Below are 19,808 nucleotides of genomic sequence, written 5' to 3'. Positions count from 1 at the left end.
GCTACCCTTCGGTACGTGGCGACTGATCCCTCCGCTGCTGCACAGGTGCCGTCGTTTGGCACCGGAGAGGCGCGGCGCGCCCAAGTCGTCGGCACGGGCCTGATCGGCGGGTCGGTCGCTTCTGCGTTGCGCAAGTCGGGTTGGCATGTGACTGGGCGGGACACTGTTGGCGCTCACGCTCAGCGGGCGCTCGAGCTTGGCTGCCTGGATGCCATCGGCACCGATCCCGACGCGATGTTCTGCGTGGTGGCCGTGCCCGCTGCATTCCTAGCCGACGAAGTGACGAAAGCACTCGCAGACACTGCAGCCGCGGGCGCCGTGGTGACTGACACGGGCAGCGTCAAGACACCGGTTGCTCGGACCATCACAGATCCTCGCTACGTGCCGGGCCATCCGATGGCCGGTTCAGAACAGGAAGGCGTCGAGGGAGCGAACCCGGACATGTTCGTCGGCGCCGTGTGGACGCTGACGCCGACCGATACCACCGACGACAACGCCTTGCGTTCGTGCCAGACGGTGCTCACCGGCTTCGGGTCCGATGTCGTGACCATGACGCCCGAACGGCACGACGCGCTGGTGGCCGTGGTGAGCCATGTACCGCACCTCGCTGCCGCATCGTTGATGTGCCTCGCAGACGAACGAGCCCTCGACGATGCGCCGCTGCTGCGCCTCGCGGCGGGCGGATTTCGGGACATGACGCGAATCGCAGCGGGACATCCGGGAATCTGGCTCGACATCTGCGGCGAGAACCGAGACGCCATCGTCGATGTGCTCGATGAGCTGTCCGAGCGCTTGGCACAGATGCGCGAAGTGGTGGCGGGAGCAGATCGCGAGGGCCTACGCGCCGTACTCAACCAAGCGCGTCGAGCGCGCACCAACCTGCCGTCTCGCTACGTGCGGCCCCAGGAACTCCTCGAAGTGCGGGTGCCGATCCCGGACCGCAAGGGCCAGATTGCCGCCATCACCATGTTGGCTGCGGACTGCGACGTGAACGTGGCCGACATCGAGGTGGCGCACTCGCCCGAGGGAACCGAGGGCGTGCTCGTGCTCGTGGTGGCGCGCAACGAGGCCCAGCGCTTCCTTGCCGCCCTGGCCGGGCAGGGCTACCACCCCACGACGCGCGATCTGGCATGAGCGAAGGGCGGGTCATCCCCCCCTTCACGAACGGGGTCTCAGGCACAGCCTCGGTGCCAGGCTCCAAGAGCATCACCAACCGGGCGATGCTGTGCGCGGCACTGGCCGGCGGGCTCAGCACGCTCGATGGAACGCTGTTCGCCGATGACACCGAGGCGATGATCGACGCCGCTGCGGCGATGGGGGCCTCGGTGCGCATTGATCGCGCGAACTCACAGCTGGTCGTCGACGGCATCGGTGCCGGCAGCGCCACCGAGCAAGCTGCGCCCGACGGTGTTGCGCGGGTGCATGCGAGATCATCGGGCACGACGGCGCGCTTCTGTTTGCCCGTGCTCGCAGCGGTCGGCGGTCGATGGCTGCTCGACGGTGATCCGCAGCTGCGTGCACGTCCCTTGGGGGATCTCATCGCGGTCGTGCGTTCATTCGGTGCGGAGGTACGCGAGCTGGGCGAGCCCGGCCACCTGCCGCTGGAGGTGGTCTCGGCCAACGGCGTTGACTCCCTCGCTCTACCGCGTCACATTCGGATCCGGGGAGACGTGAGCAGCCAGTTCGCCAGCGGTCTGCTGTTGGCGGGTCCGCTGCTCGGTGGCATCGACCTGCAGATCCACTCGACAGCAGACGCCGTGAGCCGGCCGTACATCGACATGACGGTTGCGGTGATGACGGCGTTCGGCGCAACCATCGACACACCAAGCCCAGACCGCTATGTCGTGGCGCCAGGCGGCTACCGAGCTGGGGGATATGCGATCGAACCGGATGCCTCTGCCGCAAGCTATTTCTGGGCAGCGGCGGCGCTCTGCGGCGGCAGTGTGCGTGTCGAGGGCCTGGGGAACAGCAGCATCCAGGGCGACGTCCGGTTCGCTCAGATCCTCGGCGAGATGGGAGCTGAGGTCGCGATCAGCCACGATGCCGTCGTTGTCGGTGGGCCGGCGGACGGAGCGCTGCAGGGGGGCACATTCGACCTGCGCGACTGCTCCGACACGGCTCAGACGCTGGCGGCAGTGGCTGCGTTCGCCGAGGGCACGACACGCATCAGCGGCATTGGTTTCATCCGCCGCAAGGAGACCGACCGCATCGACGACACCGTGGCCGAGCTCTCCAAGCGCGGCGTCCCCGCCGTCGCTGAGCCCGACGGCATCAGGATTCGTGCGAATCCGTTCGGGCTGCGAGCGGGCCGGGTCGACTGCCACGGCGATCACCGCATGGCGATGGCGATGTCGTTGATCGGCCTGCGTGTGGCGGGCATCGAAATCGACGACCCGGACTGCGTGGCCAAGACGTTCCCGGAGTTCTTCGACTCGCTCGAGTCGCTGCGATCCCCGCCGGAGGGGGCTCGGGGACGGGTTTCGCCGGTGATCGCGATTGACGGCCCCGCCGCCTCCGGCAAGTCCAGCGTGGCTCGCGCTGTGGCAGCCGAACTCGAGATGGACTACCTCGACACCGGCGCGATGTACCGGGCGGTGGCATGGGCTGCGCTGCAGTCACGTGTCGACCCCCACGACGCCGAAGGTGTGGCAGCGATTGCCCGCACGTCCGAGATCGAGATTTCCAGCGTGTGCGACGCGCAGCGCGTCACGGTGGACGGTGCCGATGCCACGGCGGCGATCCGCAGCGGCGAAGTGGACCGCAGCGTCAGCGCCGTCGCGGCCAACCCCGCCGTGCGGGGAGTGCTGGTGGAGCGCCAACGGCAATGGGCCAATCGATTGGGCGGGGGAGTCATGGAAGGCCGCGACATCGGCAGCGTCGTGTTCCCCGACGCCGTGCTGAAGGTGTTCCTGACAGCCACCCCAACCGAACGGTCCCGTCGCCGCCTCGCACAGCAAGCCGCATCGAGCGGCCAATCCGATCAGGCGAGTCCTGATGACGGGGCGGTCTCGGCGTTAGCCGCCGAGCTGAGCGAGCGGGACCGGCTCGACTCGGGACGGGCCGACTCGCCGCTGCGAGTGGCATCCGGAGCGGTCATCCTGGACACCAGCGAGATGACTCAGGATGAGGCCGTGGCACAGATCTCCGCGCTGTACGCGTCGGCAGCCGACTCCCGGCTCTCGACCGGAACGGCGAGCGATGTCTGAGCCCAACGGCCCCGAGATCGACCTGCGCGACAGTCGCTTCAACCTTGCCGTCTACAAGACGGCGAAGTACCTGATTTGGGGCGTCTTCCGGACCTGGAATCGCATCTCCGTCGAGGGGCTGGAGAACCTGCCCGAGGGCCCGTGCGTGTGGGTGCCCAACCATCGCAGCTATATCGACACGCCGATCCACGCGGCGATTCCGGCGCAGATGCGGGTGATGGGCAAGGAATCGATGTGGAAGTACCGCCCAGCTGCCTGGCTGTTCAACACCTTCGGTTGTTTCCCCGTCAACCGCGACGGTCCTGACCGGGCGGCGCTGCGGATTGCGCTTGATGCGCTGCGCTACGGCAATTGCCCAGTGGTGATGTTCGGCGAAGGCGAGCGTAAGGACGGCCCGCGGGTGCTGCCGCTCATGGATGGGCCGGCGTACCTGGCCGCCCGGGCGCAGGTGCCGATTGTGCCGGTCGGGATCGGCGGAACTGCTGCGGCCATGCCTCGCGGTGCCAAGTTCATGTATCCGCGCCGGATCAAGCTCATCATCGGCGAGCCCATGGATCCGCCGCCGCTCGGGCCGAGCGGCCGGGTTTCACGCAATTCGGTACGAGAAGTCACCCAAGAGCTGCGCGAGCGCATCCAGGAGCTCTTCGACCGGGCTCAAGCCGACGCCGGCACGCCGAACGTCTACTGAGGATTCGGGGCCGATTCAGACCGTCGTCGCGGCTGCGACACACTGCCCGAGAACTGAGTTGCCAGGGCTGGTCTGAGACCGGTGAGCCTCAGCGGTACGCGTCCTTGCGGGGGGAGATGGCGGTGACCCGGATAATGCCCGACGAGACTCTGTAGATAACCCGGTGGCTGCGGCCCATACGAGCGGAGCGGAAGACGCGCAGTTGACCTTGCAGTTTCCTGCCGAGGGCTGGGTCTTGGTCGAGTCGACTGGTGATCTCGATGGCCCGTTTGCGCTGTAGCTCTGGCAGCCCTCGAAGCGACTTCGCTGCACTGCGAGACAACTCTGGCACGGCTCAGATCATGCTGCGCTAAATCTCGTCGAGTCGAACGAATTCGCCTGCCGCGAAGTCCTCTTCGCCGACAGCGATGGCGGTCATGGTGTCGCTGCCTGGCAGCGATGCTCCTCACGGGCTCGCCGCCGTCGACGGTTCCGGCACCGTGTCCACAGTGACAGCGACACTCAACGATGGCGAAGCGTTTTTGGCGGTGTTGATCATCGACGACGCCGACGATCCCACCGAGTTCCGTTTCCAAGGGGCTGTGCCCAGTGGACACACGGCCGAAGTGCAATCGAATGGATCTGTGACGATCTACGACGCAAGCGTGAACCCGGCCGGGGGATGGGCAGCACCTTGGGCCCAAGACGCTGAGGGCGCCTCAGTGTCGACTAGCTTCGCCGTGGAGGGCACCACACTGGTGCAGACAATAAACCACATCGGCCACGCCTACCCCGTGATCGCTGACCCGTGCGGAAGCTGGGCACAGTTCATTGCATGTGCGGCTGTGGTTGTTGCCGTCATCGCCGCGATCTCGGCGTGTGGATCCGGCGTTGGTGCGCCCGCTTGTGGCCTGGTGATCGCCGCAGCTGTTGTTGCTGTCGGTACGGCGACGGTAGCGCACATCGAGCCGACGCCATCGCCGCAACCGTCGCAACCGTCAACTCCTGAGACACGGCCGCGGTCTCAGCCGTCGTGCAGCAGACCCGGTTGTCGTTGACAGCAGCGCCGCCCGCTCGTCGGGCACGCGTGGCGCCCGCTGTGCTGTATGCGTCGGTGATGGTTCAATTGGTCGCGCATGCCCGCGCTGGGGTGTTCGGTTGGGGTGCACCCTGGATGGCTGCCCCCTTCGCTGGCGTCGCGGTGCTGTGCTGGCTGCTGCGCCGCTACGGCGGTGCTGGCGACGCGGCGGTCTTTGCAGGGAATGGGGCGGTCGCAATGGCGGTTTTTTTCGTGGCCACGGCCGGAGTCGACGACGCGAATGCGGCTTGGCTTCCGGTGGCGTGGGCGGCTGGGATTCCCATGCTTGCGGCTAGCTGCATCATGCTCATCGCCAGACGGCGCTCAGCCGGTTCCAACAGCTAGCCCCCTTAATCCGACCAGCAGTCCAATCTCGGGCATCTTTATCGCGTCAACGGCAGTCTTTGCGACGACTCGTCGTGAGTTGTCAAGCGACCGTTGCGGCCAGCGTGGCCAGCACGTTGCTGGCTGCGGTGGTGCGGTCGGCTGCGGCGATGCGAGCTTCTGGCGCGACAGCGAGGCTTGCGTGCACTGCGGTCTCCATCGCGCCCAGCAGGTTGGTGGTGGCGAAGCAGAGGTCCGAGCGGCCCGGCATCCAAACATCACCGAATCGCGCCTGTGCCGCATCGGCCACATCTGACCGGTCACGGTGGCTGAGCGTCGTCTGGGCCAGCACGGCCACGGGTCCATCGAAGCGGAATTGCTGAGAGCATTCGCGACTCCATACGGTACTTAGCAGTCGGTTCCGCCGTCGCCTCGATGTTCTGGTTTATTGCGATTCGTTCGCTTCGCAGCCTGCTGAACGCGCCCGAGGCACCTGTCCTGCCATCGAATCGACTCCGGATCGCCGTGAACCACCTCATGATTCCGGGGATTGCTGTGCCGGCTTTGCTGCTGTTGCTCGACTGCCGCGTGCGCGACTGGTGGAGCGTCGGGCTTGTTACGCTCACCGTCTCGGCCTTCTGGCAGATTGCGCTGACCCGGATCAGATTCGCCGACGGGATGTTCTGTCGAGGAGTTCGCATCGTCAATGCGAAGGGACTGCAAATTCACCCGATCTCACAGCCGGCTTGGTGGCAGTCCATTTTGCGAGCAGTGATTCTCGGAGCCGTCGTTGCACTTCCGGCGGGCATCGCATTCAGCATCGCTGAAGCACTCTTGTCTAGAGGCAGTAGTGGATTGCCACCAGACTGGCTCGCCGGTTGTTGCTTACTTCCGTCGCTAGTGCTCCTGTTGTCGATCATGCTCCATCGCAAGGGCCAAGGATTTCACGACCTCGTTGCCCGGACGGCCGTGGTTCCGGCGGACAAGGACAAGTGCGGTTTGCCCCGGCCTGACTTATGGCGACCCTGTTGGTAGGCCTAGGCACGGGCGCTGCCCCGATGGACTGTGCCGCTAGATCTCGTCGAGTCGAACGAATTCACCCGCTGCGAATTCGGCTTCGCCGTGCGCAATCGCGGCCATCGTGTCGTCGTCGCCCGGTATGTGCAGAGTCTCGGCAAGTGACTCGTACTCGTCACGGGTAACGATCACGGCTACGGGACGTCCGTGCTTGGTGATGACGCACTGTGTGCCGGTGCGGTTGATTTCATCGACGATCTCGCTGAGGCTGCTGCGAACGTCGGTCAATGCTGCCGTCGATGGGACGGGTTCGAGCCGCGATGACACAGGGAAAGCGTGCAGCATTCTGTACAGATTGTGCAGCAAGATCTCAGCCGACCGATGTCTTCCGTGTGGCTCGCATTCCCCAGATTGAGCGGGAGTTCGGTGTCGCTCAGAGCTCTGCTGCGTCGACGCCGAGCCTGCGCATATCGGCGGCGTCAGTGGTGAGGACCTTGACGCCGAGTTGGTCGGCAAGCACGGCAAGGCTGGCGTCGACGACATCGCTCGTGCCGGTCTGGGCACAACGCTGACCGACGACGCGAGGGTCTCCGAAGGGGTACACGTCCATCGCCTTGACCAGCATCGCCAACGGCACCTGCCTGGCAGGATCGCGCCATGCTTGGGCCAGAGCGGCATCATTCGTCGCCGGAACAACTCCGTCGGCTTGCATCTGGCGGACCAGCGCCAGGACGACTCGTCTTTTCGCAGGGTTGTCGAGCGCGATGAACGCGCCGGCATCGAGGATCACCGATTCGACCAGATCTCCTCAGCGCGGGCTGTCTCCGCCTCGGTCGGTTCTCCCCACTCGGTGATGGCCCACTCGACGAATTCGTATATGGCGTCGAATTGAGCGTCCCTCGCTGCCAAGAGCCGAAGCCCTTCTTCCACCGCCTCGCGTTCAGTGCGGCGTCGAGCGGCAGTCGACCTGAGGTCGCGCAGTGCCTCTGGCCCCAGGAACATGGCCTTGCGTCGTGGCTTGTCGAAGGCAACGTCAGGCATACAACAAGCATACATGAGGCGCTGTCTCCGTGAGCCGTCATTTCGTGTCGATCGATGTCGCAGCGAGCGAGGCGAGCACATCACTCGCAGCTGTCGTTCGGTCGGCGGCACTGACGCGTGCGGCTGGTGCCACAGCGAGGCTGGCATGCACGGCGATCTCCATGGCACCCAGCAGGTCTCGCAGCTCTCGTGGCGGCGGGAAGTACTCGTCTTCGTCGGTGATGGTCACCTCGGTGGTGCCTTCGGCAGGGGCAAGTCTCGCGATGACGGCTTCAACGAGCTCCTCCGGCGCGGAGGCCCCCGCAGTGACTCCCACCGAGCCGAACAGGTCGTCGGGTAGCTCGGCGGCAGCGTTCACCCGAAGTACCCGATCGCAGCCCGACTCCGCGGCCACCTTGGCGAGGGCCATGGTGTTCGAGGAATTCGCCGAGCCGATGACCACAACGGCGTCGCAGGTTCCGGCAATCTTCGCCAGCGCGCCCTGGCGGTTGGTGGTCGCAAAACACAGGTCCGAGCGGCCCGGCATCCACACGTCACCGAAGCGAGCCTTGGCGGCCTCGGCAACCTCTGACCAGTCACGGTGGCTGAGCGTCGTCTGGGCCAGCACGGCCACGGGTCCATCGAAGTCGTCAAGAGCGTCCACGTCGGCCGGCTCGGACACCAGTGAGATCGAGGCGGGCGCCACCGCCATGGTCCCCACTGCCTCGTCGTGACCCTCGTGGCCCACGTACACGACTCGGTAGCCCTTCCCAGCACGCACGCGCACCTCGTGGTGCACCTTGGTGACCAGCGGGCAGATGGCATCGACCACGTAGCCGCCCCGCTGGCGAGCCTCGTCGACGACCTCGGGCGCCGAGCCGTGAGCCGACAGCATCAGCGGCCGGCCAGCGGGCACTTCGGCCACGTCATCGACGAACACCACCCCAAGCCGTTCGAAGCGATCGACCACTAAGCGGTTGTGCACTATCTCGTGGTAGCAGTACACGGGCGGTGCGAACGTTCGGACCATCCAGGCGAGCGCCTTGATGGCCATCTCCACGCCGGCGCAGAAGCCGCGAGGCGCGGCCAGAAGCACCCGGTCGACTGCCACGACGACGACGCTACCGACCCAGTGCAGCAACACAGTGTGGCAATTGGGCCGAACCAGCAGGGTGAGCGGCGACAGCTTCCTATCCTGAACCCATGTCCCGGCCGGTTGTTGTGGCGGTGGAGCCCGGCTCGGCGGCCGAGGTTGCCGGATTGGCTGTGGGCGACGAGGTGGTTTCGATCGACGGCGTCGTGCCGACCGACGTGATCGCCTGGCAGCTGCTGCTTGACGAAGCCGATCCCTGCCTCGAAGTCGTGCGAGCCGGCAGCGCGGTCCAACTCAATGTCAGCAAGGACGCCGGGGTTCGGTTGGGCGCCGAGGTGAACGCCGCGATCTTCGACCGGGTCCAGACGTGCGACAACCATTGCGAGTTCTGCTTCATCTACCAGTTGCCGCCGGGGCTGCGCCGAAGCCTCTATCTCAAGGACGACGACTATCGGCTGTCGTTTCTCTACGGGAACTTCACAACGCTGACTCGCTTCACCGAGCTGGATCTCGAGCGGGTGATCGACGAGCGCCTGTCACCGCTGTACGTATCCATCCACGCCACCGACCCCGACGTGCGGTCTCGGATGCTGCGAAACCCGCGCGGAGCGACGAGCCTGCGATGGCTGGGCGCCTTGCTGGATGGCGGCATCGAAGTGCACGGCCAAGTGGTGGTGTGCCCGGGTGTGAACGACGGCGCAGTGCTGGCGGACACGCTGCTGGGCGTTCTGGACCGGTTCTCGTCGCTCGCAACATTGGCGGTAGTTCCGCTGGGTGTGAGTTCCCACCAGCGGGAGCCAGCGATGCGGCCGCACACCGCAGCCGAGGCAGCGTCAGTGATCGATCTGTGCGAAGAGTGGCAGCGGCGTTTCGGAGACGTGCTGGGGCGGCGCTTGGTGTTCGCCGCCGATGAGTACTACCTGCTCGCTGAGCGGCCCTTCCCGGACGCATCGACCTATGGCGAATTCCCGATGCACGAGGACGGCATCGGCATGGCGCGAGCCTTCGAGCAGGAGTTCAGGGCCTCAGCACCGGATGCACCCGACGACGGCAACGGGGCGCCACAGCTTCGCGCGCCAGCTGCCGGCTTCTTCTCATGGGTCGACGGAGCGCCGGCGGAGGGCTACCGGGCGGTCCGGGTGCCGGGGCACGGTGCCAACCGCAGCGGCGAGGTGGACGCCGACGGTTTGCCGCTCAGCCTCGGCTCGGTGTGGGTGGATGTGCCGGTGTCACGGCGGACGCGGCGAGCCCGGCCCGACGTCGACCGGGCGATCGGCATCCTCACCGGCACCTACGGCGCTGCTGTGCTCGAACCGCTGGTGGCTGCGTGGCGCACAGACGCGGCTGCCCGCGATGGGTCCGGCGTGCCTGACGTGCGCATCATCGAGGTCTCCAACCAGTTCTTCGGCGGCAACATCGGCGTGACAGGACTGCTCGCTGGTGCCGACGTCGCGACAACGCTGGCCGGCGAACCGCAGGGGAATCGTTATTTGTTGGCAGACGTGTGCCTGTCGGGCGGCAAGTTCATCGATGGCAGGACGACCGAAGAGCTGCCCCAGCCCGTCGAGATCGTCCCGACGAACGGCACCGCTCTGCGGCAGCTGCTCGATGCTGCGGTGCGATCCGAGCTTGCACGGGCGTCGGGCAACGAGGCTGTGCCTCACCCAGCGGGAGCAGCCCGATGAACGAGGGTCTGCCCGTGGTGGGGATCGTGGGGCGGCCCAACGTGGGCAAGTCCACCCTGTTCAACCGGCTGGTCGGGCGACGCGAGGCCGTGGTGGCGCCCGAGCCGGGTGTGACTCGCGATCGCAAGATGGCCCCCGCCGCATGGCGCGGGCACAAGTTCCTGGTGGTGGACACCGGCGGTTGGTCCGCTGCCGGCAACACACTCGACGACAAGGTGTCGGCGCAGAGCGAGCGAGCGATGGCCGACGCCGACGTGCTGCTGCTGCTGGTCGACGTGACCGTCGGCATCACCGAGGCTGATGCCCGCATCGCAGCCATGCTGCGCCGCAGCGGTCGGCCGACCCTGGTCGTTGCCAACAAGGCCGACAGCGGCACCCGTGACGACGGGCGATGGGAGTTCAACCGCTTGGGCCTCGGCGAGGCGTGGGCGACGTCCGCGTTGCACGGCCGCAACGTCGGCGACCTGCTCGATCAGCTGCTGGAACTGCTCGACGTGGATGAAGCCGATGCAAGCCTTGACCACGACGACGGTCAGTTGCTCAACCGCGGCAATGAGGCATCGCAAGACGAAGACCCGACCGCCCAAGATGAGTCCGGCCAAGATGACCAAGACGCCCAAGACAAGGTGCCGGCGGTAGTGATCGTGGGCCGCCCCAATGTGGGCAAGTCGACCTTGTTCAACCGGCTCATCGGCGACGAACGGTCTGTGGTGCACGACCGGCCCGGCACGACCCGCGACACCATCGACACCCTCGTGGAAACCGAGGCCGGGCCCGTGCGGTTCGTGGACACCGCGGGCATGCGGCGCAAGGCCCGGGTCGACGCGGACACCGAGTACTACGCCAACCTGCGGGCGCTGCGTGCCATCGACGCCTGCGACGTGACATTGCTGGTCATTGATGCCACTGAAGGCGTGACGGCGCAGGACCAGCGGCTTGCTGAGCGCATCGACGGCGCCGGTTGCCCGATAGTTGTGCTGATCAACAAGTGGGAGACGCTGGACGCCGAGCACCGTGAAGGCGTGCTCGGGGAATTGGCGCGTCGCCTGCACTTCGTGGGCGAAGCGCCGGTGCTGCGCATCAGCGCGCTCACGGGTCGGGGCGTGCACCGGCTGGTGCCCGCAATCGAGGCTGCCATGGAGGCGTATGAATCGAGAGCGCCGACGGCCAGGGTGAACGAGATCATCCAGCTGGCGCAATCCGCCCAGCCAGCCCCCGGCGGGGCACGGGTGCTGTATGCCACACAGGTCGCCACGCAGCCACCGACGTTCACACTCTTCGCCAACCGTGAACTGCCGGCAACCTACCTGCGTTATCTCGAGCGTCGCTTGAGGGAGGCGCTGGGCCTGGCCAAGACACCTCTGAGGCTGCGAGTGCGACGACGATGAAGCACCGTGCGCCATCCAGCGCGCAACGGCTGAACCGTCGCCCGCAGGCGGCCGATGTGGCCCACCCGGAACGACGGCCTCACGGCCGCGACGACCGTCGAGCGCAGCGGCGCAGCGGCGCCCCGTGGCATTTCTGGCTCGTCGTCGTTATGGCAACGGTGTATCTGGGCTGGCGGGCCATCGAGGGCGTCGTGTGGCTCATCGGGTGGATCGGCGGCGCGATCGGCTGAGCGTTCGGGCCGGTCGGATCGGAGAATCCATCGGCGGCTCGCAGCGCGAATGAGGCGGTATCGTGCTCGCCTACACGGGCTGTGGCGCAGTCTGGTTAGCGCACTGGTCTGGGGGACCAGGGGTCGGAGGTTCAAATCCTCTCAGCCCGACCACACTCAGACTGACCTAGGTCGTTCATGGCGAAGGATGCTGCAGCAACGGCGGTCACTCCCACTGTGGGGGCGACGCGGCGATTGGCCACCGGCGTGTTCGCATTCGAGGGCGACGACTCTGACGCCGATCTCCGCCAGCAATTCGGCGTGGCTTCGCTGCTGTATACCGTGCGTGAGCTCAGCGGGCTGAAGTTCATCCGCAGGGACATCGGAAGAGCAGGCGAGCTCTACTACTACGTGCGCAAGTGGACCCAGCAGCGCTACCGGGACTACCAGGTGGGCCATTTCGGGTTCCACGGCAAGCCCGGCGAGCTGTGGCTGAGCGGTTCGACCAAGGTGACCCTGGACGAACTGGCCGAGGTCATTGACGGTCGAGCCGGTGACCGCATCATCTACTTCAGCTCGTGCGAGATCATGGGCACCGACGACGCGGCATTGCGACGCTTCCGTGAACGCACCGGTGCGAGCGCAGTGATCGGGTTTCTCAAGCGGGTAGGAGGCAGTCTGGAGCTTCCGGCGTTCGAGCTCTTGCTGCTGCAGGCGCTGAGCAATGACGTCAAGATTGCGAACGTCGAAGGCCGTCTGCGCAGCCAGCATCCCTATCTATGCGACCTGCTCGGCCTCAAGATCATCCGCTGACCGCAACTGCAGTCTGATCTTCTCAACCCGTCCACCACCAAGAGTCGGTCTGCCAAGATGGAAGCGCGAACGGCGTGAAGGAGAAGCAACGATGAGCAGCACGGCGGGCTGTCGGGCACGCCGCCTATCCGCTAACGCTCTGAGCGTGGGGATCCTCGAAACCGGCCCGAGATGGATGCGTAGCCGGGGCGGTGTCGAATCCTCGAGGAGGAAAGCAGATGAGAGCCGGGTCGGTTGACCGTCCGGGTGGATGGCGTGGTTGTGGCGGAATCCACCTCGGCTGTGGTGCTCACGGAGGGGCGGTTGCCGCCGCGCCACTACCTGCCCGCTTCGGACGTGCAGATGGGCCTGTTCAGCCGGTCCGGCACATCGACCCATTGACCGTGGAAGGGCGATGCCAGCTACTGGTCAGTAGCAGTCAACGGTCAGAGTTACAGCGATGTCGTGTGGTCGTATCCCGATCCCATCCCTGAGATGTCCGGGATCGCCGGGATGATGAGCTTCTACGCCGAGCGCGACGAGGTTTCCCAGACCATTTCCTGAGCGCCGGCCCGGAGGACACTCAGCTCAGCGTGGCGGCTAGTTCGAGTGCTTCGTCCCAGGTGGGGTGGCTGGCCAGTAGGCGGCGGAATCGCACGAACGGCCTGATCGCATCGAGTGCCATGACAGCGCTCAGGCGGCCGTCGCGCCGGTAGCCGGCCAAGAACGAACGGTGCGACGCGGACCCGACCAGCACCTCGACGTCATCGTCGGCGTCGGGGTGTCCGGCGACCTGGATACGGGCGTCGTACTGGTCGGACCATACGAAGGGCACTGAGTTGTACGGCTGCGCCTCGTCGGGGACTACCAAGTTGCGCCCGACCGCCATGCCATGTTCGACCGCTGCTGTCCAGTGCTCGACTCGAATGGGCGCCTCGCCATACCACGGGCCGAACCACCCATTCGGAGCCCGGGCGACGTCACCCACGGCGTAGACACCCGGCGGACCGCAGCACAGTGTGGCGTCGCACACCACGCCATTGTCAATTTGCAGGCCTGAGCCTTTCAGCCATGCCGTGTTCGGGACGACGCCGATGCCCACGACGACGAGGTCGGCTTCGATCCGGCTGCCGTCGGCCATGGCAACCGCCTCGACTCGGTCTTTGCCCAACACGCTGGAGACACCGATGCCGAGCCGCAACTCCACGCCGTTCTGGCCGTGCAGCGCGCCGACCCGCGTGCCCATGTCCGCGCCCAGCCCGCGCACCAGCGGGGCCGAGGCCGCTTCGATGACCGTCACCTCACAGCCGCGAGCCTTCGCCGATGCAGCAACCTCGGATCCGATGAAGCCGCCGCCCACGACCGCAACGCGCGCCCCGGCGACGAGACCTTCACGGATGGCAGCCGAGTCGTCGAGGGTCCGCAGCGTGTGGACGCCTTCGATGCCCTCGGTTCGGGGCAACGGCCGGGCTGCTGCGCCTGTAGCGATCACCAGCGCATCGAATGGCACTGTGTCACGGCTCGCGCCGCCGGCAGCTCCGTTCGAAGTTGGGGCGACTGCAACGGTGCGAGCCTGCAGGTCGAGCCCCACTGCCGCGGTATCAAGCATCACCTCCACATCGAGTTCGTCGTAGGCGCCGTCGGCGTCCAGCATGAGCTGGGGAGCCTCCTGCTCGCCGGTCAGGAACTCCTTCGACAGGGGAGGCCGGTCATAGGGCAGATGAGGCTCGGCGCCGATGAGCGTCAGCGCCCCGTCATGGCCGGCTGCCCGAATGCTGTGCACGGCCCGGGCACCCGCGAGGGACGCTCCCACGACCACGATGCGCTCGGGCCGGTTCTCATCAGGTGACACACGGGAAGTGTGGCATCTCGCGCGATCGCGTCAGCACTGTGCCCGCATTTGCGGCCCTGGAACTAGGAGTTCGACGACGAGGGAGACGCCGCTTGACTCGTGCGCTATAAATGTCACTTACATCTCTGTAACTACAGTCATGTGATTCAACCGAGCGACACTCCGTTGGAACACGCCGAGCTGAGGTTGCGAGAAGTGAGGAGATCGAGGTCTAGGCGGTCCGCTCGGCATATCCGAGCGACGGCCTGCGAAGGGGCTGGGCAACATGAGCGTCACCGAGGCTTCGGCGACTGAAACACAGCGGCAGGACGCAGATTCGCCCGGAATGCGCGTGCAGAAGCGGGACGGTTCGATGCAGGCCGTCGATGTCAACAAGATTGTGCGCGCCGTCGAGCGATGCGCAACCGAGCTGGCCGGCGTCGACCCCATGCGTGTCGCCACCCGGACCATCTCCGGCCTGCATGACGGCGCTACGACCACCGAACTCGACGAGCTGTCGATTCGCACGGCCGCAGCGCTGATCTCCGAGGAGCCGAACTACTCGAAGCTGGCTGCCCGGCTGCTGGCCACCTACATCGACAAGGAAGTCCAGAACCAGAACATCTACTCGTTCAGCCAGGCCATCGATCTCGGCGGCGAATGCGGGCTCATTCACCCCGACGTGGTGGCGTTCGTCGGCGCAAACGCTCGCAAGCTCAACGACGCGGTCGTGCCGGAGCGCAATGGCGACTTCGAATTCTTCGGACTGCGCACCGTCTACGACCGGTACTTACTGCGGCACCCGCAGCGGCGCATGGTGGTCGAGACGCCGCAGTACTTCCTGCTGCGAGTCGCCTGCGGCTTGTCCCGCAACGCGGAGGAGGCCATCTCGTTCTACGAGCTGATCTCCAGTTTGCGGTACATGCCGTCGTCGCCCACATTGTTCAACTCGGGCACTACTCACCCGCAGATGTCGTCGTGCTACCTGCTCGACAGCCCCGAAGACTCCCTTGAGGGCATCTACAGTCGCTACACCGACATCGCCAAGCTGTCCAAGTTCGCCGGCGGGATCGGGGTGGGCTGGCACCGGGTGCGTTCGCGCGGCTCGCTGATCAGCGGGACCAATGGCCTGTCCAACGGCATTGTGCCGTGGCTCAAGACGCTCGATTCGTCAGTGGCGGCGGTGAATCAGGGCGGCCGGCGCAAGGGCGCCGCATGCGTCTACCTCGAGACTTGGCATGCCGACATCGAGGAGTTTCTGGAGCTGAAGGACTCCACCGGCGACCACGCCCGTCGCGCCCACAACCTCAACCTCGCCAATTGGGTCCCTGACGAGTTCATGCGCCGGGTCGAGAACGACTGGCAGTGGTCGCTGTTCGACCCCAAGCGCGTCCCGCACCTCACCGACCTCTACGGCGACGAGTTCACCGAGGCGTACCGGGAAGCCGAATCCGAGAGTCTCTACGAGGAGCAGGTGTCTGCCAGGCAGCTCTACACCCGCATGATGCGCACGCTGGCGCAGACCGGCAATGGCTGGATGACCTTCAAGGACGCCTCGAACGCCAAGTCCAACCAGACCGGCCAGGCGGGCAACGTCATCCACCTGTCGAATCTGTGCACGGAGATCCTCGAGGTCACCAGCAGCGCCGAGACCGCAGTCTGCAACCTGGGCTCGGTCAACCTCGCCAAGTTCGTACGCGACGGAGCCGTCGACTACCCCGCGCTGGGTGAGGTCGTGCGGAATGCGGTGCCGTTCTTGGACCGTGTCATCGACATCAACTACTACCCGACGCCCGAAGCAGCCCGTTCCAACGAACGCTGGCGCCCGATCGGGCTCGGCATCATGGGCCTCCAGGACGTGTTCTTCCAGCTCAACCTCGCCTTCGACTCGCCAGAGGCCTCCGAAGTGTCGGCCCGAATCGCCGAGGAGATCTACTACTGGGCGGTCTGGTCAAGTTGCGAGCTGGCCCGTCAGCACGGTCCGCATGCGGCGTTCAGCGAGACCCGGGCCGCTGCAGGAGAGCTGCAGTTCGACCTGTGGGGCGTCGAACCCAAAGATCCGCCGCGCTGGGCCGAGCTGCGCGAGCGAATCGGCCAGCACGGCCTGCGCAACTCGCTGCTCATGGCCATTGCACCGACAGCCACCATCGCCGCCATCTCCGGCTGCTACGAGTGCATCGAGCCGCAGGTGTCGAACCTGTTCAAGCGCGAGACGCTCTCGGGCGAGTTCATGCAGCTCAACCGCTATCTCGTGCGCGAGCTTCAGGCGCTCGGCCTGTGGAACGAGGCCATGGCGAACCGGATCAAGATGGCCGAGGGCTCAGTCCAGGACATCGCGGAGATTCCCGCCGAGGTGCGTTCGGTGTACCGGACCGCATGGGAGCTGCCCCAGCGGTCGCTCATCGACATGGCCGCAGAACGCGGCGCCTTCGTCGACCAGAGCCAGTCGTTGAACCTGTTCATGGAGAGCCCGAACATCGGGAAGCTCTCGTCGATGTACATGCACGCGTGGAAGTCGGGTCTCAAGACCACCTACTACCTGCGCTCGCGGCCGGCCACCCGCATCAATCAGACCACTACCGACACCGCGTCGCAGCCTGATGCGACAGTCGCTGCCATGCCCGAAGCGGCAGCTGCCGCTGAGGCAGTCGCGTGCTCCCTGGAGAACCCCGAGACATGCGAAGCCTGCGACTGAGCAGTCCCTGATCGACAAGAGGCCCACTAGGGAGAGCAGAGGATCCTCATGGCACTCGTCCAGCCAGAGCCCGAATTCGGGCCCGAGCCGAGTCCACAAGCCGTACCCCAACCCGTCCCGGCCGCCGAACCTGCTCTACGGCAGGGCAACATCTTGGACCCCGGTTTCGAGCTGACGCTGCGTCCGATGCGGTACCCGCAGTTCTTCGACATGTACCGCGATGCCATCCGCAACACCTGGACAGTTGAGGAGATCGACTTCTCCGACGACATCGTCGATCTCAACCGGAAGCTGGCTCCGGCCGAGCGGCATCTCATCAACCGGCTCGTGGCGTTCTTCGCAACCGGCGACTCGATCGTCGCGAACAATCTGGTGCTGAACCTGTATCAGCACATCAACAGCCCTGAGGCTCGGATGTACCTGAGCCGGCAGCTGTACGAGGAAGCGCTGCACGTGCAGTTCTACCTGACGCTGCTGGACCACTACATCCCTGACATCTCTGAACGGGCAGCGGCATTTGCGGCCATCGAGAACATTCCCTCGATCGCCGCGAAGGCCGAGTTCTGCTTTCGCTGGATGGACAGCGTTTGGTCGGTCGATCGACTCACGACGGTCGAGCACCGCAAGGCGTTCGTGCTCAACCTCATCTGCTTCGCAGCCTGCATCGAAGGGCTGTTCTTCTTCGCTGCCTTTGCCTACGTCTATTTCCTGCGATCGAAGGGGCTGCTGAACGGCTTGGCGGCCGGCACGAACTGGGTGTTCCGGGACGAGTCGGCGCACATGAACTTCGCTTTCGAGGTCGTGCGCACGATCCGGGCCGAAGAACCCGAGTTATTCGACGCGGATCTGGCTGAACGGATTCGGCAGATGGTCACCGAGGCGGTCGATGTCGAGACGCGATTCGCGCACGACGTGCTGTCCGGTGGCGTGGCAGGCATGTCGGTGACCGACACTCGTGCGTACCTGGAATTCGTCGCTGACCAGCGCCTCACCCAGCTCGGCCTTGCCAAGCACTACGGCTCGAAGAACCCCTTCTCGTTCATGGAGCTGCAGGACGTACAAGAGCTGACGAACTTCTTCGAGCGCACCGTCGCCAGCTACCAAATCGGCGTCGAGGGCGAAGTCGCCTTCGACGCCGATTTCTGAGTAAAGCTCGCCTTCGACGAGAGCTTCTGAGCTACGCGTCTTTCGAGGCGTCGAAGGCCGCCATCAGCTGATCAACGGCGGCAGCCGGCGTCAGCTGGTCGGACCGCACCTGTGTTTCGAGGTCGGCAAGCAGGTCGTGCACGCTCGCTGCGAGTTGGGATCGCATGCGCTCGGTCAGCATCGCCCGCATCCAGCGCACTCGCTGGTCGGCGCGGCGCGCTGCCAGCTCGCCGGAATCCGACATCAGCCGGCGATGTTCGAGCACGTGTTCCCACAGGGTGTCCAGGCCGTCGCCAGCCAATCCTGAGCATGTGATCACCGGGGGAGTCCATGTGGGCGAGGCCGGCTGAGTCATGTGCAACGCCAACTCGTAGTCACGTGCTGCTGCGCCGGCGCGCCCGACGTTGTCCCCGTCGGCCTTGTTGACCGCGATGAGATCGGCGATCTCGAGAATGCCCTTCTTGATCCCCTGGAGGTCGTCGCCGGCACCCGCCAGCATGAGCACGACAAAGAAATCGACCATGTCGGCCACGGCGGTCTCTGACTGGCCGACGCCCACCGTCTCTACAAGCACGACGTCGAAACCAGCGGCCTCGAGCACGAGGACGGTCTCGCGGGTCACGCGAGTCACGCCGCCCAGCTGACCCGCAGTCGGCGACGGCCGAACGAAGGCTGCCGGATCGTTCGCAAGCGCAGTCATTCGGGTCTTGTCACCGAGGATGGAACCGCCGTGCAGTGCCGAGGTCGGGTCGACTGCGAGAACGGCAACGCGGTGCCCGCGCCCAGTGAGCTTCGTGCCGAGCGTCTCGATGAGCGCGCTCTTGCCGACTCCTGGAACACCGGTGATGCCCACGCGATGCGCACCGCCGCTGTGGGGCAGCAATTCATGGAGCAGGTCCTGCGCCGGCTGAGCGTCAGCGGGCCGCTGGGACTCGACGAGCGTGATGGCCCGGCCGATGGCGGCACGGTCGCAGGCGCGCACTCCGGAGGCAAGTTCTGAAAGAGCTGCGGTGGCCGCCACTGTGTGCAAGGTATCGGGGTGCAGGGGTCCGTTCGGTATTCGGGCAGAATGTCACGGTGGGATTACTGAAGCGCATCCGCACCGCAGACCGTTCCCATCCCGCGGATGAGTTCCTGCACCAGGGCGACCATGTTCACGCGCTCGTGCCGGCACAAGGCGGCCTGCACCCGTTCACGCTGCTGCTGATCGGCGTGGTGGCGCTTGCGGGCATTGTGTTGACGGTGGACTTGCCGTGGGTGCAGATCAGCCTGATCTCGACAACGGTGTTTGCCACGGCAGCGGTGCTCAGCATGTCGCGCTACCGACTACTGGCTCTCACCGATGCGGACATTGTGGTCATGCGCACCCGGGCCCTGCGCCCGGCCAAACCCGTGGAGCTGCTCGAACGCATCGAACGCATCGAGCCATTCGGCATCCGGGGCTCAGGGTGGGGTCAGATCGTCGTGGGCTCGGAAAAGCTGTGGGTACACCGCCGCTACTACAGACAACTTGACGATGCCGACACGCGGCTCGCCGCTGCGCCGCGCGGCCTCCGCTCGGCGTCCAGCACGGCATACCGTGGTACCCGGGCCAAGAAGAAGATCCGCAACGTCGGCGGCCGCCACCGCTGAGCCGCGCTGTGTGGGTTCGCGCCGA

The 19,808-nt window shown here is 65.8% G+C and carries 21 protein-coding genes, 1 tRNA gene and 1 pseudogene; 15 read left to right on the top strand and 8 right to left on the bottom strand.

Annotated elements, in window-relative coordinates:
- Positions 1-15 precede the first annotated feature (15 nt).
- Genes ACOOHB_RS07370 through ACOOHB_RS07360 form a run of 3 tightly spaced genes read left to right on the top strand, consistent with a single transcriptional unit; the run spans position 16 to position 3,894 of the window.
- A complete protein-coding gene (locus tag ACOOHB_RS07370; protein ID WP_420444146.1) occupies positions 16-1,134 on the top strand; it encodes a prephenate dehydrogenase/arogenate dehydrogenase family protein in 1,119 nt (372 codons plus the stop codon).
- On the top strand, positions 1,131-3,206 hold the full coding sequence (aroA, locus tag ACOOHB_RS07365) for a 3-phosphoshikimate 1-carboxyvinyltransferase (RefSeq protein WP_420444145.1): 2,076 nt from the start codon (positions 1,131-1,133) through the stop codon (positions 3,204-3,206). The genes ACOOHB_RS07370 and aroA overlap by 4 nt, the downstream gene beginning before the upstream one ends.
- Complete coding sequence (locus tag ACOOHB_RS07360) at positions 3,199-3,894, top strand: lysophospholipid acyltransferase family protein (protein WP_420444144.1); 696 nt, start codon at positions 3,199-3,201, stop codon at positions 3,892-3,894. The genes aroA and ACOOHB_RS07360 overlap by 8 nt, the downstream gene beginning before the upstream one ends.
- A gap of 88 nt (positions 3,895-3,982) precedes the next feature.
- On the opposite strand, the gene ACOOHB_RS07355 is transcribed toward ACOOHB_RS07360, so the two are convergent.
- The gene (locus ACOOHB_RS07355) at positions 3,983-4,225 is read right to left on the bottom strand and encodes a type II toxin-antitoxin system RelE family toxin (protein WP_420444143.1); all 243 of its coding nucleotides are present in this window, start codon (positions 4,223-4,225) and stop codon (positions 3,983-3,985) included.
- 85 nt (positions 4,226-4,310) lie between these two features.
- Between ACOOHB_RS07355 and ACOOHB_RS07350 the strand changes: the two genes are divergently transcribed.
- Together ACOOHB_RS07350 and ACOOHB_RS07345 are read left to right on the top strand one after the other, a co-directional pair.
- Complete coding sequence (locus ACOOHB_RS07350; RefSeq protein ID WP_420444142.1) at positions 4,311-4,931, top strand: hypothetical protein; 621 nt, start codon at positions 4,311-4,313, stop codon at positions 4,929-4,931.
- A 116-nt stretch (positions 4,932-5,047) separates the two neighbouring features.
- Entirely contained in the window at positions 5,048-5,296 is a 249-nt protein-coding gene (locus ACOOHB_RS07345) for a hypothetical protein (RefSeq protein WP_420444141.1), read from the top strand.
- Between the two features lie 82 nt (positions 5,297-5,378).
- Here ACOOHB_RS07345 and ACOOHB_RS07340 read toward each other — a convergent pair whose 3' ends face one another.
- Positions 5,379-5,633 carry a hypothetical protein gene (locus ACOOHB_RS07340; RefSeq protein ID WP_420444140.1) on the bottom strand — a complete coding sequence of 85 codons (255 nt, stop codon included), beginning with the start codon at positions 5,631-5,633 and terminating at the stop codon, positions 5,379-5,381.
- Positions 5,634-5,800: 167 nt separating this feature from the next.
- Here ACOOHB_RS07340 and ACOOHB_RS07335 point away from each other — a divergent pair, with 167 nt between their 5' ends.
- Positions 5,801-6,310, top strand: a complete 510-nt coding sequence (locus ACOOHB_RS07335) for a hypothetical protein (protein WP_420444139.1) — start codon at positions 5,801-5,803, stop codon at positions 6,308-6,310.
- A gap of 36 nt (positions 6,311-6,346) precedes the next feature.
- Here ACOOHB_RS07335 and ACOOHB_RS07330 read toward each other — a convergent pair whose 3' ends face one another.
- The 4 genes from ACOOHB_RS07330 to ispH all read right to left on the bottom strand — a co-directional run bounded on the left by ACOOHB_RS07330 (position 6,347) and on the right by ispH (position 8,423).
- Positions 6,347-6,619 (bottom strand): type II toxin-antitoxin system Phd/YefM family antitoxin, encoded by a 273-nt coding sequence (locus ACOOHB_RS07330; RefSeq protein ID WP_420444138.1) that lies wholly within the window; start codon positions 6,617-6,619, stop codon positions 6,347-6,349.
- Positions 6,620-6,725: 106 nt separating this feature from the next.
- Positions 6,726-7,082, bottom strand: a complete 357-nt coding sequence (locus ACOOHB_RS07325; protein ID WP_420444137.1) for a hypothetical protein — start codon at positions 7,080-7,082, stop codon at positions 6,726-6,728.
- The gene (locus ACOOHB_RS07320) at positions 7,079-7,333 is read right to left on the bottom strand and encodes a hypothetical protein (protein ID WP_420444136.1); all 255 of its coding nucleotides are present in this window, start codon (positions 7,331-7,333) and stop codon (positions 7,079-7,081) included. Before ACOOHB_RS07320 ends, ACOOHB_RS07325 begins: the two co-directional genes overlap by 4 nt.
- Positions 7,334-7,370: 37 nt before the next feature.
- Positions 7,371-8,423, bottom strand: a complete 1,053-nt coding sequence (ispH, locus tag ACOOHB_RS07315) for a 4-hydroxy-3-methylbut-2-enyl diphosphate reductase (RefSeq protein ID WP_420444135.1) — start codon at positions 8,421-8,423, stop codon at positions 7,371-7,373.
- Positions 8,424-8,515: 92 nt separating this feature from the next.
- On the opposite strand from ispH, the gene ACOOHB_RS07310 reads away from it, so the two are divergent.
- From ACOOHB_RS07310 to ACOOHB_RS07285, 6 genes and pseudogenes are all read left to right on the top strand, one after another.
- Positions 8,516-10,090, top strand: coding sequence for a DUF512 domain-containing protein (locus tag ACOOHB_RS07310; protein ID WP_420444134.1), 1,575 nt, complete (start codon positions 8,516-8,518; stop codon positions 10,088-10,090).
- The gene (gene der / locus ACOOHB_RS07305; protein ID WP_420444133.1) at positions 10,087-11,478 is read left to right on the top strand and encodes a ribosome biogenesis GTPase Der; all 1,392 of its coding nucleotides are present in this window, start codon (positions 10,087-10,089) and stop codon (positions 11,476-11,478) included. The genes ACOOHB_RS07310 and der overlap by 4 nt, the downstream gene beginning before the upstream one ends.
- A complete protein-coding gene (locus ACOOHB_RS07300) occupies positions 11,475-11,708 on the top strand; it encodes a hypothetical protein (protein WP_420444132.1) in 234 nt (77 codons plus the stop codon). The genes der and ACOOHB_RS07300 overlap by 4 nt, the downstream gene beginning before the upstream one ends.
- A 75-nt stretch (positions 11,709-11,783) precedes the next feature.
- Positions 11,784-11,861, top strand: a tRNA-Pro gene (locus ACOOHB_RS07295).
- 24 nt (positions 11,862-11,885) lie between these two features.
- The gene (locus ACOOHB_RS07290) at positions 11,886-12,500 is read left to right on the top strand and encodes a DUF6642 family protein (protein ID WP_420444131.1); all 615 of its coding nucleotides are present in this window, start codon (positions 11,886-11,888) and stop codon (positions 12,498-12,500) included.
- A gap of 246 nt (positions 12,501-12,746) precedes the next feature.
- Positions 12,747-13,043 (top strand): annotated as a pseudogene (locus ACOOHB_RS07285) (DUF427 domain-containing protein).
- A 19-nt stretch (positions 13,044-13,062) separates the two neighbouring features.
- Here ACOOHB_RS07285 and ACOOHB_RS07280 read toward each other — a convergent pair.
- Positions 13,063-14,331, bottom strand: a complete 1,269-nt coding sequence (locus ACOOHB_RS07280) for an NAD(P)/FAD-dependent oxidoreductase (RefSeq protein ID WP_420444130.1) — start codon at positions 14,329-14,331, stop codon at positions 13,063-13,065.
- Positions 14,332-14,596: 265 nt separating this feature from the next.
- Here ACOOHB_RS07280 and ACOOHB_RS07275 point away from each other — a divergent pair, with 265 nt between their 5' ends.
- Both ACOOHB_RS07275 and ACOOHB_RS07270 read left to right on the top strand, forming a co-directional pair.
- Positions 14,597-17,005: a ribonucleoside-diphosphate reductase subunit alpha gene (locus tag ACOOHB_RS07275; protein ID WP_420444129.1), complete on the top strand. Its 2,409-nt coding sequence runs from the start codon at positions 14,597-14,599 to the stop codon at positions 17,003-17,005.
- A gap of 186 nt (positions 17,006-17,191) precedes the next feature.
- Positions 17,192-18,151: a ribonucleotide-diphosphate reductase subunit beta gene (locus tag ACOOHB_RS07270; protein WP_420444680.1), complete on the top strand. Its 960-nt coding sequence runs from the start codon at positions 17,192-17,194 to the stop codon at positions 18,149-18,151.
- A gap of 31 nt (positions 18,152-18,182) precedes the next feature.
- Here ACOOHB_RS07270 and meaB read toward each other — a convergent pair whose 3' ends face one another.
- On the bottom strand, positions 18,183-19,172 hold the full coding sequence (gene meaB / locus ACOOHB_RS07265; RefSeq protein WP_420444128.1) for a methylmalonyl Co-A mutase-associated GTPase MeaB: 990 nt from the start codon (positions 19,170-19,172) through the stop codon (positions 18,183-18,185).
- 56 nt (positions 19,173-19,228) lie between these two features.
- On the opposite strand from meaB, the gene ACOOHB_RS07260 reads away from it, so the two are divergent.
- Positions 19,229-19,783: a hypothetical protein gene (locus ACOOHB_RS07260; protein ID WP_420444127.1), complete on the top strand. Its 555-nt coding sequence runs from the start codon at positions 19,229-19,231 to the stop codon at positions 19,781-19,783.
- The last annotated feature ends 25 nt before the right edge of the window (positions 19,784-19,808 follow it).

The sequence above is a fragment of the Candidatus Poriferisodalis sp. genome, assembly GCF_965215815.1.
Taxonomy (GTDB): Bacteria; Actinomycetota; Acidimicrobiia; order Acidimicrobiales; family Poriferisodalaceae; genus Poriferisodalis.
The sequence above is the reverse complement of the archived record's forward strand: the minus strand, read 5'-3'. Positions and strand labels throughout refer to the sequence as shown.

What these genes read in the sequence shown, in the direction of transcription:
- aroA (WP_420444145.1), top strand. Translation starts at nt 1,131, where the DNA reads ATGAGCGAAGGGCGGGTCATCCCCCCCTTCACGAACGGGGTCTCAGGC.
- ACOOHB_RS07360 (WP_420444144.1), top strand. Translation starts at nt 3,199, where the DNA reads ATGTCTGAGCCCAACGGCCCCGAGATCGACCTGCGCGACAGTCGCTTC.
- ACOOHB_RS07350 (WP_420444142.1), top strand. Translation starts at nt 4,311, where the DNA reads ATGGTGTCGCTGCCTGGCAGCGATGCTCCTCACGGGCTCGCCGCCGTC.
- ACOOHB_RS07345 (WP_420444141.1), top strand. Translation starts at nt 5,048, where the DNA reads ATGGCTGCCCCCTTCGCTGGCGTCGCGGTGCTGTGCTGGCTGCTGCGC.
- ACOOHB_RS07320 (WP_420444136.1), bottom strand. Translation starts at nt 7,333, where the DNA reads ATGCCTGACGTTGCCTTCGACAAGCCACGACGCAAGGCCATGTTCCTG.
- ACOOHB_RS07310 (WP_420444134.1), top strand. Translation starts at nt 8,516, where the DNA reads ATGTCCCGGCCGGTTGTTGTGGCGGTGGAGCCCGGCTCGGCGGCCGAG.
- der (WP_420444133.1), top strand. Translation starts at nt 10,087, where the DNA reads ATGAACGAGGGTCTGCCCGTGGTGGGGATCGTGGGGCGGCCCAACGTG.
- ACOOHB_RS07300 (WP_420444132.1), top strand. Translation starts at nt 11,475, where the DNA reads ATGAAGCACCGTGCGCCATCCAGCGCGCAACGGCTGAACCGTCGCCCG.
- ACOOHB_RS07290 (WP_420444131.1), top strand. Translation starts at nt 11,886, where the DNA reads ATGGCGAAGGATGCTGCAGCAACGGCGGTCACTCCCACTGTGGGGGCG.
- ACOOHB_RS07275 (WP_420444129.1), top strand. Translation starts at nt 14,597, where the DNA reads ATGAGCGTCACCGAGGCTTCGGCGACTGAAACACAGCGGCAGGACGCA.
- ACOOHB_RS07270 (WP_420444680.1), top strand. Translation starts at nt 17,192, where the DNA reads ATGCGGTACCCGCAGTTCTTCGACATGTACCGCGATGCCATCCGCAAC.